Origin of the sequence: Streptomyces avidinii (genome assembly GCF_045161815.1) — a bacterium.
GTDB classification, from domain to species: Bacteria; Actinomycetota; Actinomycetes; order Streptomycetales; family Streptomycetaceae; genus Streptomyces; species Streptomyces avidinii.
Window position 1 is genome coordinate 8,331,647 of record NZ_CP108863.1, and the last position, 14,189, is coordinate 8,345,835.

The 14,189-nt window shown below is 67.3% G+C and carries 11 protein-coding genes; 5 read left to right on the forward strand and 6 right to left on the reverse strand.

All coding sequences use genetic code 11. The annotated features are described in order from the left end of the window. Positions 1-16: 16 nt before the first annotated feature. Complete coding sequence (locus OG373_RS37750) at positions 17-499, forward strand: SRPBCC family protein (protein WP_405443303.1); 483 nt, start codon at positions 17-19, stop codon at positions 497-499. Between the two features lie 764 nt (positions 500-1,263). Beyond that, positions 1,264-2,577 carry a cation:proton antiporter gene (locus OG373_RS37755; protein ID WP_405443304.1) on the forward strand — a complete coding sequence of 438 codons (1,314 nt, stop codon included), beginning with the start codon at positions 1,264-1,266 and terminating at the stop codon, positions 2,575-2,577. Between the two features lie 356 nt (positions 2,578-2,933). On the opposite strand, the gene OG373_RS37760 is transcribed toward OG373_RS37755, so the two are convergent. After that, on the reverse strand, positions 2,934-3,365 hold the full coding sequence (locus OG373_RS37760; RefSeq protein ID WP_266607114.1) for a helix-turn-helix domain-containing protein: 432 nt from the start codon (positions 3,363-3,365) through the stop codon (positions 2,934-2,936). Positions 3,366-3,460: 95 nt separating this feature from the next. On the opposite strand from OG373_RS37760, the gene OG373_RS37765 reads away from it, so the two are divergent. Continuing rightward, positions 3,461-3,811 carry a DoxX family protein gene (locus tag OG373_RS37765; protein WP_123082018.1) on the forward strand — a complete coding sequence of 117 codons (351 nt, stop codon included), beginning with the start codon at positions 3,461-3,463 and terminating at the stop codon, positions 3,809-3,811. A gap of 169 nt (positions 3,812-3,980) precedes the next feature. Beyond that, positions 3,981-5,222, forward strand: coding sequence for an IS701 family transposase (locus OG373_RS37770; protein ID WP_405443306.1), 1,242 nt, complete (start codon positions 3,981-3,983; stop codon positions 5,220-5,222). 465 nt (positions 5,223-5,687) lie between these two features. Here the strand turns inward: OG373_RS37770 and OG373_RS37775 are convergent, their stop codons facing one another. The 3 genes from OG373_RS37775 to OG373_RS37785 form a co-directional block, all read right to left on the reverse strand. After that, positions 5,688-6,221 carry a DUF1269 domain-containing protein gene (locus tag OG373_RS37775; RefSeq protein ID WP_405443307.1) on the reverse strand — a complete coding sequence of 178 codons (534 nt, stop codon included), beginning with the start codon at positions 6,219-6,221 and terminating at the stop codon, positions 5,688-5,690. A 28-nt stretch (positions 6,222-6,249) separates the two neighbouring features. Next, entirely contained in the window at positions 6,250-8,604 is a 2,355-nt protein-coding gene (locus OG373_RS37780; RefSeq protein WP_405443308.1) for an arylsulfatase, read from the reverse strand. A 714-nt stretch (positions 8,605-9,318) separates the two neighbouring features. Beyond that, positions 9,319-9,753, reverse strand: a complete 435-nt coding sequence (locus tag OG373_RS37785; RefSeq protein WP_405443309.1) for a hypothetical protein — start codon at positions 9,751-9,753, stop codon at positions 9,319-9,321. Positions 9,754-10,446: 693 nt separating this feature from the next. On the opposite strand from OG373_RS37785, the gene OG373_RS37790 reads away from it, so the two are divergent. Next, positions 10,447-10,893, forward strand: a complete 447-nt coding sequence (locus tag OG373_RS37790; protein ID WP_405443310.1) for a DUF6325 family protein — start codon at positions 10,447-10,449, stop codon at positions 10,891-10,893. 350 nt (positions 10,894-11,243) lie between these two features. On the opposite strand, the gene OG373_RS37795 is transcribed toward OG373_RS37790, so the two are convergent. Continuing rightward, positions 11,244-12,215: a formylglycine-generating enzyme family protein gene (locus OG373_RS37795; protein WP_405443311.1), complete on the reverse strand. Its 972-nt coding sequence runs from the start codon at positions 12,213-12,215 to the stop codon at positions 11,244-11,246. 711 nt (positions 12,216-12,926) lie between these two features. Then, on the reverse strand, positions 12,927-13,136 hold the full coding sequence (locus OG373_RS37800) for a hypothetical protein (RefSeq protein WP_405443312.1): 210 nt from the start codon (positions 13,134-13,136) through the stop codon (positions 12,927-12,929). Positions 13,137-14,189 lie beyond the last annotated feature (1,053 nt).

Consider the following 14,189-nt stretch of genomic DNA (forward strand, 5'->3'; position numbering starts at 1 on the left):
GAAAGAGGGCTCGTCGATGAGTACGTTCGATGTCCGCAGAACGGCAGATGCGCCACCCGAGACGGTGTTCGGCGTCTTCACCGACCACCGCAAGTACGCCGCCCTCGTCACCGCTATCAGGAGTTCCGTTCTGGAGCGGGAGGGCGACCCCAGGCCCAACGGCGTGGGCGCCGTGCGAAGGCTGCACATGCCGGGCGTGACGGTCCGGGAGCAGGTCACCGTGTACGAGCGGCCTGGACGCTACTCCTATCAGCTGGTCTCGGGTCTGCCCCTGCGGCACTTCACCGCGACCGTGACCTTCACTCCGGTCCAGCACCAGCGCACCCGCACCGAGGTGGTGTATTCCGTGACCGTCGAGCCGAGGTTGCGTGTGCTCAAGCCCGTCCTCAGCAAAGTCGTCAAGAAGGCCATCGCCGACTTCACCGACGCCGCCGTTGCCCGGGCGGAAGCCCTCACAGCCTCGACCGCGACCCAGGGCCACCCGCCGGGGTCGGGCTGACGGCCCGAGGCGGGCTCATCCGACGGTGCACCCACAGTTCGCACTACGTGGGCTGATCGTGGATGCCTGGTGCGGTGAAGCCGTCGAGGCGGCAGTCGGGCCAGTGGGCCTGCGACACTCGGGGTTTTTGCGTGTCCGTGGGGCCGGGCCCGTCCTTATTGGTCCTCTTCCCGGGAGGTTCCAGTTCGAAGGCGTAGCCGGCCCGGGTTTGATGGTCCCTTCTCCTTCCCCAGCTCGCCGCGTTCGGTGCCCGGCAGAGATCCTGGAGCCGAGCCGCACCAGCAGCCGCGGATAGGGAGAGATCAGACGCCTTCCGTCGATGACGTGCGCGCCAGCTTTTCGACGACCTGCAGCGTGTCGCGCGCACGGGCCAGCCCCCGCGTCCATGCCCAGCGGTTGCGTTGCCCGGCACTCAGCACAGTGGCGAACTGCAGCTGCAGCTCGTTCGCGTCGAAGCAGGTGTATCAGACCTCGCTCACCAGGACGGCCGCCTTCTCCACCCTGCGCCGTTCAGGGGCGGGGCCGGGCGAGTGATGCAGGGGCGGGCCGGGCCGCGGTCCGTGGGGGAGGAGCGACCACGGCTGCCGTTGCACTCTTGGGGCGGCACCGTTCGGCGTGTCCTCGTCGATGTCGGCGGGCAGCCCCGCGCTGACCTGTAGAAGGAGGCGACCGCGTGTTCTGCGGGAGCAGTGGTTCCGCCGCAGCGCCGCAGAAGTCGACAATCCGCCGAAAGTGTCCGGTGGGTGGATCCGAAGGGCCCGAACATGAGCAGTGGCGCCTGGACCATTGTGGCGGTGGCGGGTGTCGCGGCCGCGTACGCACTGGTTTCGCGTCGGCTGTCCTCGACGCCGCTGTCGTCGGCGATCGTTTTCGTCGGCGCCGGCATCTTCCTCGGGCCGGCCGTGCTGGACATCGTCGACTGGGAGCACGACGCCGAACCGATCACCGTGCTTCTCGAAGCCACGCTGACCCTCGTGCTGTTCACCGATGCCATGACCGTTCGCAGACGGGACATCACGGCCGGGGGCTTTCTGCCGGGCCGTCTGCTGGGCATCGGACTGCCGCTGAGTATCGGGGCGGGCTGGCTGCTCGCTTGGCCTTTGCTGCCAGGGCTGACGATGTGGGAGCTCGCGCTCGTCGGCGCGATTCTCGCCCCCACCGACGCCGCCCTGGGAAAGACCGCCATCTCCAATCCTCGGGTCCCGGCGCTCGTACGGCATGGACTGAATGTGGAAAGCGGCCTGAACGACGGCATGGTGCTGCCGTTCTTCGTCCTGTTTCTGGCAGCCATCCCAGGCACGCATTATGCGGAGGAGGGCGCGGCGGGAGTCTTCTGGCGTGCGCTGGTGCTGAGCACCGCCTTGGGCCTTCTGGCCGGTGGGCTGGGCGGCCGGCTGCTGCAGTGGTCCCGGGCCAAGGGGTGGGTCACGCGGGAGTGGAGGCAAGTCTATGCGCTGGCCGTCGCGGCGGCGGCGTACGAACTCGGCGTCGTGACGGACGGCAGCGGCTTCATCGCCGCCTGGGTCGCCGGATTCGCCTTCGGGTTCGCTCTGCGCCGCTACCGGACCGGCAGCGAGAAGGAGCACCCGGATCACACTTCCGACTTCGCCGAGAATCTCGGCGGACTCCTGGCGTCGATCAGCCTTCTGGTCTTCGGAGCGGTGCTGCTCGGTCCTGCGCTGGAGAATCTGAGCTGGCAGATCGTCCTGTATGCGGTGCTCAGCCTCACTGTCGTCAGGATGCTGCCGGTGCTTCTCTCTCTCGTCGGGAGCGGGCTGCGGGCGCCCACGGTGGCGTATATCGGGTGGTTCGGGCCGCGCGGTCTCGCGTCCGTCGTGCTGGCGCTGCTCGTGGCGGAGGAGCACATCCCAGGAGCGGAACTGCTGGGCAGGGTGGTCGCGATCACCGTCGCCCTCAGCGTCCTCCTGCACGGCGTCTCGGCCGTGGCCCTCGCCGAGCGGTACGGTCGCTGGTACGAGAAGGTCGCCGCCGCCACCCCTGGCCTGCGCGAGACGGCACACGTACCTGAGTCACCCGGGCGCCGCAGGCTCGGCTCCCTGGACCGGCCCGAGACGTGATGGTTTCTTGCCCGGGCGTTGTCAATGAGTACTCCAGCTGTAGTTCTTGATCACTATTGCGGAGCGACCTGTCGTTGCCGCCGCCCGTCGTCGATCGTGGGTGGCCTCATCTGTTCCGCTGCGCCGGGCGGACTGGAAGGCTGAGCTCATGGCTTCGAGCATCGTCGTCCAGTACACCGAGTATCTGCGGACTGGTACGAGCGCCCTCTGGGTTCGGTTGCGGGAGCTCCTTCAGGACCAGGGGCTTGACCCTGAGGTGACGGTCGTCGTTGGCCTCTTGCAGGAGGGCCCCGATCACGAGGATGGCCAAGCCTCCGGCGACGGCAGGGTCTTACAGGTTCAGCCTCTTCTATTGATCAGAAACGGCTCGGGTTCTCATCAACAGGAGGGGTCTTCACCGGGGTCGCCTGATCCGCCTCGATGGTCCTGGCCGCCTCGGCTGCTTCCCGGAAGGTGACGACCGCCTCGCCGTTCTCCCGCGCCCATGCGGTGAGCATCCTGATGGGCTTCTCCAGGGTTCGCCCGAGATCGGTCAGGCCGTACTCCACGCGCGGCGGCGCCTCGGCGTACGCGTGCCGCTCGACGAGCCCGTTGGCTTGGAGCCGGCGCAACGTCTGGGTCAGTACCTTGCGCGAAATGCCACCGCTCAGCTCGACCAGCTCGCCGTGGCGCAACGGGCCGTCGGTCAGCGCGAAGAGCGTGACCATGGACCACTTGCTGGCGATGATCTCCATGGCCAGGAGAGCGGGACAGTCGGCGAGGAAGGCAATTCCGGGTCGCAGGCTCATGCCCCGAAGGTTACCTGGAGGTACCTGGTGGCCGCCTATCGTCGTCGAGGTGCGCACGCCCCTTACTCGCATCTCGCATGATTGAGGTTTCAGCCATGTTCGTCTCCCTTGCCGTCGTCACCGTGTTCATGTCGGCGCTTCTCCTGGTATCGGCTGGGGCCAAGTCTCTGCGGACGCGGCACATCACCGAGCAGATGTCCACCCTCGGAGTGCCGCAGAGCATGATGGCTTTCCTGATCGGCGCTCAGATCGCGGGCGCGGCCGGTGCGATCGCCGGACTCTGGTGGGGACCCATCGGAATCGCCGCCGCGATCGGCCTGACGCTCTATTTCGCCGGGGCGGTCGCCTTCCACCTGCGCGTCGGCGACCGCAAGGGCGCGTCTCCGGCGGTGGTCCTCACCATGGCCTCCGTCGCCCTGATCGTGCTGCGTGCTGCCACCCTCTGACAGCGGACAGCCGGTCTGACGCTGGCCTTGATCGTGCTGAGTGAGGTCGGTCTCCTCTGAGGGCAGCCACCGTTGATCATCGTGAGTTGTGTCGACAAACGAAGATCAGCCGGTGGCCGTGGGCCACAGCGTAAACCTTGCCCGGTGGCAATCTGTATTCGATGGCCTGATGGGCAAGGTGGCGGGCCGGTTCGCCCGGGTGGAACCGCGCCGCCGGGCGAGGGCGTTCGTGCTGGGGCTGCTCGCGGACCTGCCGAGGAAGAACTGCTGGACGATCGCCGAGCACGCCGGTGACGCCAGTCCGGCCGGCATGCAGCACTTTCTCAGCCGGGCCCGCTGGGATGCCGACGAAGTCCGCGACGACATACGGGACTTCGTAGTCGAGCACCTCGGCGACGAGGACGCCGTACTGGTTGTTGACGAGACCGGGGACCTGAAGAAGGGCACCGCGAGCGTCGGGGTCCAGCGCCAGTACACCGGAACCGCGGGCCGGATCGAGAACTCCCAGGTCGCCGTATACCTCGTCTACGCGAGTGCGGCCGGGCACGCCGCCATCGACCGCCGCCTCTACATCCCGCGCTCCTGGACCCAGGACCCCGATCGGTGCCGCGCGGCAGGCGTCCCCGACGACCTGACGTTCGCGACCAAGCCCGCACTGGCCACCGAGATGATCGCCCGAGCTCTTGATGCCGGCGTCCCCGCGGCGTGGGTCACCGGCGACGAGGTCTACGGCGGCGATCCGCACCTGAGCGCCGAGCTGGAGAGGCGTCAGATCGGTTACGTCCTGGCCGTCTCACGCAAGCGACCCATCGCCACCCGCGCGGGCGTCTTCAGGGCCGGCCAACTCGCCTACGGCCTGCCGAAGAAGGCCTGGCAGCGGCTCTCGGCGGGCACCGGCGCCAAGGGCCACCGCTTCTATGACTGGGCCCAGGTTGACATGGCCAGCCCGCCCGGCAGCCCCGGTCACCGCTGGCTGCTGGTGCGGCGCAACCGGCGCACCGGTGAACTCGCTTTCTACCGCTGCTACTCGGCCCACCCGGTTCCACTGAGCACCCTGGTCAAGGCGGCTGGACGCCGCTGGACGGTGGAGGAGACCGTCCAAGCCGCCAAGGGCCTGGCCGGACTGGACGAGCACCAGGTCCGCAGCTGGGTCTCCTGGCACCGCTGGACCACCCTGGCCATGCTCGCGCACGCCTTCCTCGCCGTCACCGCCGCCATCGAACGGGCCACGACCACCGTGAACCCCGAGCTCAGCCCGCTGACCTGCAATGAGATCCGACGACTGTTCGCAGCCCTGCTTGCGCCGGCCCGCGACCTTGCTCACCGCCTGCGCTGGTCTGCATGGCGCCGCCTGCACCAAGCACGCTCGCGCACCAGCCACTTCCAGCGACAAGCCGCCCAACAACCATGAAGATCACGATCTACAGCCGGAGTATTAGCTGGCCTGAGTCCGACAGCCGGCCCAACTGGATCTCAAGCCATTGCCTTTGGTGACTCCACGTGTCCAGGGCCGTCACGACTTGGCAGCTCAACGCGTCGGACGGACCTGGCCGGCTGGCGCCGAAGTCGCTGCGGGAGTCCGGGCGTTTGCGGGCCGTCGCTCCGGACGGGGTGGGGGCTCCGGTGCAGTACGGCCGCGGCTGGCTTCCGCCTGCGTGTACCTGATGCACGGGCAGTTCCGTCCAAGGACCGCACCGCCCGGCAGCGCCGGGCGCACCCGAGCGCCGGCCGATCAGTGCGCGAGCGGTCGGGACTACCTGCGCCGGGGTCACGACCTCGCGACCGGTCCTCGCCGACCGGAAGCCGCGCATGCCCCCGAACAGGCGCAGCTGTCCAGTCACCAAACGATCAAGCCTCGCCCGGCTCGCCGACTACGTCACGCACTCCCCGAAGTGTCGGGATCCGCTTCGGCCATCTTCTGCTGCGCGTCTTCGATCGCCCCCTTCAGGGCCTTCGCGTGGTGCCCCTCCGCCTCGCCCACCACCTTCCTGACGGCGCGGGTCACGGTCGGCTCGACCTTCCCGGCCGCCGAGCGCGGGTAGGCGACGATGAGTCCCGCGCCACCGAGAGGAATGGTGGCACCTGCCTGTTCCTCCAGCTTGGCTGCGGCTTTGTGATGCAGGAGTTTTCCGGCCCCTGCGCCGATCGCCGCGCCGACCGCGGTCGCGGCGAGCAGCGGTGGCGCGAACAGCCCGACCACGAACCCGACGGAGCCCAGGCCCGCTGCGCCCTTGCGGACCAGGTGGTCGGTCTGCTCCACCGACAGGTCGCCGTCGAGGTCCTTGGTGACGACCACCGCACCGTGCAGGTAACCGCCGCTGGCCAGAACCGCCTCGTAGTCCTCCTGAGCGGCGTCCTTCGACATGTATCCGCCGATCAGAACGTCGATCGTTTCGTCTTCGAATCTCATCGGTCCTCCTTCGAGCCGCGGACACGTTTCACCCGGCGAGTCCGTTCCCCACATGCCCGTGGTGGGTGGCGGCGTGCAGCTCGTCCTCGGCCTCGGCCGAGGAGTGCGGCTTGGTGTCGAAGACGACCTTCTTGACGGTGCCGGTGAAGGCGAAGGGCTTCTTGTCCTCGTAGCCGAGGTCGACGACCCCGCCGTTGTTGCGGCCCATGTCCATGCCCGCATAGGCGGAGAAGCGGACCGGGACCGTGTGGTCCATGCGTCCGCTGCCGACGACCTTCCCGTCGACCAGGAGGGTGACCTGCCCGCCGGTGGCGGGCTTGGGCGCATCGGCCACGAACTCCATGCGTACGTTCACCTCACCCGCCGGCAACTGTACTTCGGCCTGCTGCCGGTAGATGAACACGCCCATCATCGAGTAGGTGTGGGTGAGTTTGCCGTCCTCGACGAAGAGCGTGAACCCGCCCAAATGGTCGCCTTCGGCGACGATCACGCCTTCGGCTCCCTCCGCCGGGACGTCCAGGTCGGCGCTGATGGTGTACGAGTGGTTGTAGATCCGCGGGATCATCCCCGACATGACGTTCTGGACGTCTCCCCGGTACTCGAAATGGTCCACATCCGGCCGAGGCGGGAGGATGCCGAAGAACGTGGACAGTGTGGCGAGCAGGGGAAGAACCTTGTACTTCTCCGCCTCCTGCCAGAAGAGCTCCTTCAACTCCCTTACCTTCTCGGGGTGCTCCGCGGCGAGGTCTCTCGCCTGGGTGAAGTCGTCGGGCAAGTAGTACAGCTCGGTCGGGTCTGCGTCCGGATCCCAGACGCCGGGGGCGTACGGCCTGATCTCATGGGGTGTGAGCACCCACGGGATGCGCTCGGTCCTCATCGCCAGCCACCAACCGTCCTTGTATATGGCGCGGTTACCGATGGCCTCGAAGTACTGCTGTGTACGGCGTTCCGGCGCGGCTGCGTCCGACAGCGAGTCGGCGAAGGTCACACCGTGGAAGGGCTGCTGCTCGATCCCGTCGATGTGCGAGGGGGCCGGGATCTTGGCGATGTCCAGGATCGTCGGTCCGATGTCGATGACGTGGGTGAATTGCGAGCGCAGCGAGCCAGGGTCGGTGACGTGTCCTGGCCAGTGGACGACCATCGGGTCGCGCGTACCGCCCAGGTGCGAGCCGACCTGCTTGCCCCACTTGAACGGAGTGTTGCCGGCCCACGCCCACGCCGCGGAGTAGTGAGGATCCATGAGCTGGGAGCCCCAGGCCTCGATGCCGCCGTAGCGCTCGGCCAGTTGGACCTGCATCTCGTCGGTGAGCGGGATGCCGTTCTGCATCGTCATCTCGTTGAACGAGCCGGTGACGGTGCCCTCCATGCTGGCGCCGTTGTCACCCCAGATCCAGATGATCAGAGTGTTGTCGAGCTCGCCGAGCTCTTCGATCGCGTCGATGACCCGGCCGACGTTGTGGTCGGCGTTCTCCGAGAAGCCTGCGTAGACCTCCATCTGGCGGGCGTAGTAGGCCTTCAGCCGATCGGGAACGTCGTCCCACGCGGGGAAGGCGTCGTCACGCGCTGTCAGCTCCGCTTCCGCGGGGATCACACCCAGCTCCTTCTGCCGGGCGAAGACCTCCTCGCGAAGCCGGTCCCAGCCCTGGTCGAACTTGCCCTTGTACTTGTCCGCCCATGCGGAGGCCACGTGGTGCGGGGCGTGGCTGCACCCGGTGGAGAAGTAGACGAAGAAGGGCTTGCGGGCTTTCTGCCCCCGGACGCCGTGAAGCCACCCGATGGTCCTGTCGGCCATGTCGTCCGGCAGGTAGTACGGGTTCTCCCTGTCGTTGAAGCCTTCCGGGACGCCGATGATCTTCTGGTTCTCGGCGAGGCAGGGATCCCACTGGCCTGCGTCACCGCCCAGGAAACCGTAGAAATAGTCGAAGCCCCACCCGTTCGGCCACCGCCCGAACGGTCCGGCCGGACCCTGGTCGCCGTCGGGGGTCAGATGCCATTTGCCGAACGCCGCTGTGCTGTATCCGTTCTCCGACAGGACCCTCGGCCATGGCGTGCAATCACGCGGAACCATCGCCGTGTAGCCGGGGAAGCCGCTGGAGAACTCACCGACCGAGCCGAAGCCGACCGCATGGCTGTTGCGCCCGGTGAGTAGAGCCGCACGCGTCGGAGAGCACAGGGGGGTGACGTGGAACCGGTTGTAGCGCAACCCCGCTTCGGCCAGCTGGGTGAAGCGGGGGGTGTTGATGGGACCGCCGAACGTGCTCGGGTTACCGAAGCCCGCATCGTCGATCAGTACCAGCAGGACGTTCGGGGCCCCCTCAGGAGGCTCTGGGTGTCCGATGAGGTTCCAGTCCGGCTTCGATCCGCCGAGTGTTCTGTTACTCACCCCTTGGAACGGCGGCCTGCGTATCGGAAGCTTCGTGCGGTCAAGCTCGCTCATGGTTTCCTACCTCACGTTCACAATCATCAGCGCTGGCGCTGGTCAGGGAGGTCCATGCCGTGAGTTCCTGAAGATCACGTCGGTGGTGGTTGGACCGTGACCGACCCGCTTTGGACGGTTGAGTTTCGCCGCTCCTGTCGATCACCACGGCGGCGACGGCTGCGTCGCCGAAGACCTCTCCCCAGTACCCGGCGGGCTTGTTCGAGATGACGATCACACTGGCCCTCTCGTGATCCATTCGAAATGAGCAGGAAGAAGCAGGTGGCGGCCTCGGCCTCGACCGGGATGCAGCCCACTTCGTCGATCATGATCAGTGGGTAGCGGCCGGGCTTGACCAGCTCGTCCTGAGCCGGCCTCTGCGCTGTGACAGGCCACGCTGTCGTTGCCGTCGATGACGGTGACCTTTTCATTGTCCGCCCGGACCATCCCGTCCGCGCGCGATGGCGCGAGGACGGACGCAGGAGTGACCCGACTGGACGGAAAGCTGGTATTTCCAGGTAACCGTTGCCCCCCAAGCCTGAATCGCCCCCGTGGCTGGCGGTCGTCAAGGCACGGGGGCGCCCGAATGGGAGGAGCGCCGTGCCAACCGCCCCAGCCGTCGGCCGGAGTCGGACGGCCTGACAGCGCTTCGCTTCGAAGTTCGCCGTCTGCGTCGCGGCCTCAGGAAGGGTCCGCAACCCGTTCGGGCGGGAAGAATGGACCATGTGCCCGTTCGCGATCTCCCGCCGGAGCGGCAGTCTCAATCCGGGCACCGCCCTCAACCGCCAGCGACACAACGGTGACGCTCTTTCCGAGACGTTTCACCTCGCCGGGTCCGGCCGCTCGGTCCGGGTCCGCCAGGTCGTCCGCGAGAACGAATTCGCTTCGGAACAGGAAGGGTGTCTTCTCCCAGACGAGGACATCGCGTACCCAGCGGCCGTATCCGCGCCGCCACTTGGCGGGCAAGCCCGGCACCTCGCCCTCGACCACCCGGATGGCCCCCTTGAAGGAGCTCGGCTGACGGCGCAGCCAACGTCTGCGCGCCAGTACTCCGAGCAGCAGGAAGCCAATCACGATCAGGTTCACTCCCAGCACTGCAAGCAATGCAATCAGCATGCTGCAAGTCTGCTGTGAGGCTGAGCAGTGCACCTCTCAACCGCTGCCGGGGGGCTTGGCAGGGCAGCTCGGAGGGCGCTGTGCCCCAGGGTGGCGCCTCGGGTGTAGTGGTACGTGTGCGGGTGTTGGTGGGGGTGTCGACATACGCCGACACCCCCACCAAGTACATGTTGCCGGACGTGGGACAAGAGGGAGTGTGGGCGGGTGATGTCCCAGTTCGACGCCCTTGCCCTCGCTCGTCCTTAACGCGTCGGGTCCACGCCCGTATCACGGTCGAAGTAGACGGCATCTACCACCCACAGGCAGGGACTTCGGCCAGGATGCGGGCCTACAGCCACCGTGCGAGGCTGGCAATAGTGGAGCTCGCCGAGGGACCCGCTCCGTCCGGCGAGGACCGAGCCCGCTCCTTCTCGGAAGGAGTCCGATACGGCTAGCGCCTCAATCGTGGGCAGACGGGCCGGGTCGACCTGATGGTGGGCATCCCGTCTCTGGTCGTTGTCGGCAGCCTCTCTGGCTGTCCCTTCCAGCCCCTCGGGGCCGTCGTGCTTCTCGTCGATATCTTCATCATGTGGGCGCTCTGCCTTGGATCAGGTGAACAAGCTGGCGAGTCCGAACGGAAGCTTTCGGATCGTTTCGGTTGCCGAAAGGCGCTTGTCTCGAATGGGCGCTCATCGAGAGAACGGATGTGCGGACATGGCATCACCTGACACTGACGGACTGGGGCCGGTTGACTACCTGGTCGTCGAGTTCCCGCCGGCTACCTCGAATTTCACCGGCGAGATGGCTGCGGAACTTGACAAGCTGGTCACCTCGGGGACCATCCGGGTCTTGGACGTGGTCATCCTGACGAAGGGCGCCGATGGCGAGATCGACGTCCTGGAGGCTGATGACCTCAAGGACGCCGGTGAAGTGCGCGCCGCAGAGGCACAGCTGGCCGGCCTGCTCGCTGAAGAGGACGTCGTCAACCTGGCCGCTGCCATGGAGCCCGGCACGACTGCCGGGGTGCTGGTGTGGGAGAACGTGTGGGCGGGGCCCTTCGCCTCCGCTGCACGCCGCTCGGGAGGCCAGCTCATCGCGAACGGACGTATTCCGATCCAGGCCATCCTGGCCTCGATCGAAGCCGACGAAGGAGGAGAGTGAGATGCCCCTGGGACCTATGCGAAGAGGACGACGTGGGGTCATCGGCGCCCCCGTTGCTCGCACTGCGGCTGTCGCGGGCACGGCAGCTGTCGTCGCCCACGGGGTCGGTCGCCGCAGTGACCGGCGCGAGGACCGCCGGGACGACCGTGAAGACCGCCGGGAGGACCGCCGGGACCGGCGCTGATCCGAGCTCACTGCCCGCCCAGGAGGCCGCTGCCTTCGCTTTCCGGCCGGGCCGCCACCCGAGGCGGCCCGGCCGGCCGGGAAGCGAAGGCAGCGGCCTCCACGACCGCGTCGGCTTCCGGGAACGGGCCCTGCGGACGTGGTCACAGAGTGGATACCCGGGCTGGTCATCCACCAGCCGGGCCTGCGCAGCGGAAGCCGATGTTGCCGGTGGAGGAGTCGGGCGTGTTGGGCATCCGGGCGGAGACCCGGTAGCGGCGGCAGTACGAGGCGTGGCAGAGGTAGGAGCCTCCGCGAAGGGCGCGTGCGGTGCCGGTCGGTGGGCCCGTCGGGTCCTCAAGGGGGCCGGTGGCGTGCCAGGCGGGATGGAACCAGTCGGCTGTCCACTCCCAGACGTTGCCGGTCATGTTGTGCAGGCCGTAGCCGTTCGAGGGGAAGGCGTCCACGGGGCAGGTGCCGAGGTAGCCGTCCTCGAGGGTGTTGTGGTCGGGGAAGGAGCCGTTCCACACGTTCATCCGATGTTGGTCGCGGGGGCGGAGTTCGTCGCCCCACGGGAAGGGCTGCTGTTCGAGCCCGCCGCGGGCGGCGTACTCCCATTCGGCCTCGGTGGGCAGCCTTCGGCCGGCCCAGGTGCAGTATGCGAGCGCGTCGTTCCAGGAGACGTGCACCACCGGGTGCTCCGCGCGCCCGTCGAGGTCGGAGTCGGGGCCGTGCGGGTGCCGCCAGTCGGCGCCGAGCACCTCGCGCCACCACGGAGCGCCGACGACCGCGCGAGTGGGTGGGAAGTCGTCGGGCAGCAGGCCGCCGAATACGAACGAGGCCCCGTAGCGCTCGGCATCGGTGACATGGCCGGTGGCGGCCACGAACGAGGCGAAGTGGGCGTTGCTGACGCAGTGCGGATCGATGATGAAAGGGCTGACCCGGACCCGTCGCACCGGACCCTCGCCGTCTGCGGGATAGGAGAGCGCGTCATCGCTGCCCATGCGGAACCACCCGCCGGCCAGCCGGATCTCACGCGGGCCGGCGGGGGTCGCGCCGGACTGCTCGGTCGGCCGTGTCACGGCCTTGGATAGCCCTGACGCGCCAGGCACTCCATTACGGCGATCGGGGGTGCAGCAGGACGGGGTGTCTCGCGTCATGTGCTTGGCTTCTCTGTTTCCTGGTGGCCGGAGGAGGCAGCAGGGGGGAAGGTCGGCGGGCGCCCAAAGGGTGGGGTGGTTCGACCGTGGTGTTACCGGGGGTCAACATGTTCGCGCAGAAGTTCTTCGGCCAGGGCGTATCCGTTCCTGTCCTGCTGATCACGATGCTCGACCGCTTGGCTCCACGAGCTGACCGCAGCTTGCCGCACCTGCGAGGACGGTCGGCGAACCGCATGGCGTGTCCCCGGGCGAGTCGCTAGGAAGGTGTACCCGAGATGAGGCGACCGTTGCGGGGCGCCCCAACGAAGGGTAAGTGGCAGACCGGCCTCCTCCTCCTCCTGGAGCGCTACGAGCAGCCTGTCTGAGCCGTGCCCGTCCGAACCACACCATGAGAGGCACCGGCACCCGTCCCACCCGCAACCGAATGGGTGCCTCACGTGCGCACGGATCGCACGGAGCACCGTATCGACCGTGCCGATCAGGCTCACCTGAATCCTCGTGCCGAACTGCATGCTCGCCGTCTGGGTGCACGACATCGTGCTCGACGCCGACGGTACCTCTCGACTGTCGAACCCCTCGTCGACTGTCGAACCCCTCGCGACGAACCCGTCCTCAAGGATGCCGCTGTGAACCATCGCCCAGGCAGTGCGTGCTGTGGTGGAACGTGACACTGTGCGACCCGCCGTCGGGCCGCACAGCGTGTTCTGCTCGTCAGCCACAGTCGTCGTACCCTCCGCCCCAGTCGTCATCGTCGTCGTAGTAACCCCTGTCGTCGTCCCAGCCACCGCCGTGCACGGTGGCGACAGAGTAGGTCGGGGTTGCCGCCGAGGCGGTACCTGCGGCTCCGAGGGCGGCGCCACCGGCCATCAGAACGCCGATGGCGGACACCGCGAAGAGTCGCTTCACTCTCAGTGCCTGCATGGGTTCAGAACCCTTCTCTTTTTTTGCCGCTCGCCACCTACGGTGCGAAGCTGTTCGGATACCTTGACGTAGGAAGTATGCGCGAAGTATGCGAATGGCCGCATAAATGCAAGGGGCTATATTCGCCGTCAATCCACTGGGCTGTGCGCAAATGTTCTCAAGCCGCGAGCTCTGGGCTCATCCCTGCGGTCGTACGACTCCAGCAGTTGCGGCCGACAGCCATGTATGGTTCTAGTCATATGCTTGCCGCTCGGCATCTCGGGTGAGAAGCCAGAGAAGCCTCTAGTCACGGCTCGAGTTGGAGGCTGGCTCGCCGTGGGTCCGGCAATCAACAGGGCTCCTGTTTCTGCCCGCTCTTTGAGGCCCGGTCGCGCTGACTGGACGTAAGTCGGGGGCGAGCCACTAGGCGCGGATACTGCCGCCTACGGAGTGCTGGAGCGCGGTATACCCGAGGGCGCGGACGGCGCCTTCGCTCGAAAACGCTGGCAACGTCGCCCCAGAGCCGCTGATAATCGCAATGCTCCATCGCCTTGTTTGGCTGATCGTCAAATTCCTTTGTGTGGTGTCGATATCGTCGTGGCCGACCTCGGACCGGAGCATGAAAGAGGCCGGTCTGCGGAATACCGCGCTCGGCGGAGACAGCTGTGTGCTGGCCTCCGTCTACCGGGGGGCGACAAGCTTCGAGGCGGACCCTGCGCTCGCCTGTGACTGGTGATTCCCGCTTTCCTGACGGAGCCGTTCGTGGACGCGCGGGAGTTGGTGCCGTTTAGCGTGCGGCGGAGCTGTACGGCAGTTCGGCGATGTGCGGGACGAGGGCGAGGACGAAGGGGCGAGCTGGCTCGGCACGTTCCACCGGGTGGTCTGCGACGCCGAGACCCCCCTCGGAACTGACCGCAGGATGAATCACGACGCGGGACCAGACGCGGACTACAGCCCAACTGCGAACCTACTGGCCATCGCGTCGCCGGGCTGCGGCAAGGCGGAACTGCTCGCCCGACGGGCGGCTCGCCTGCTGGCTTCAACAGCGTGGCCGGGGAGGCAGGGTGGAGCGTA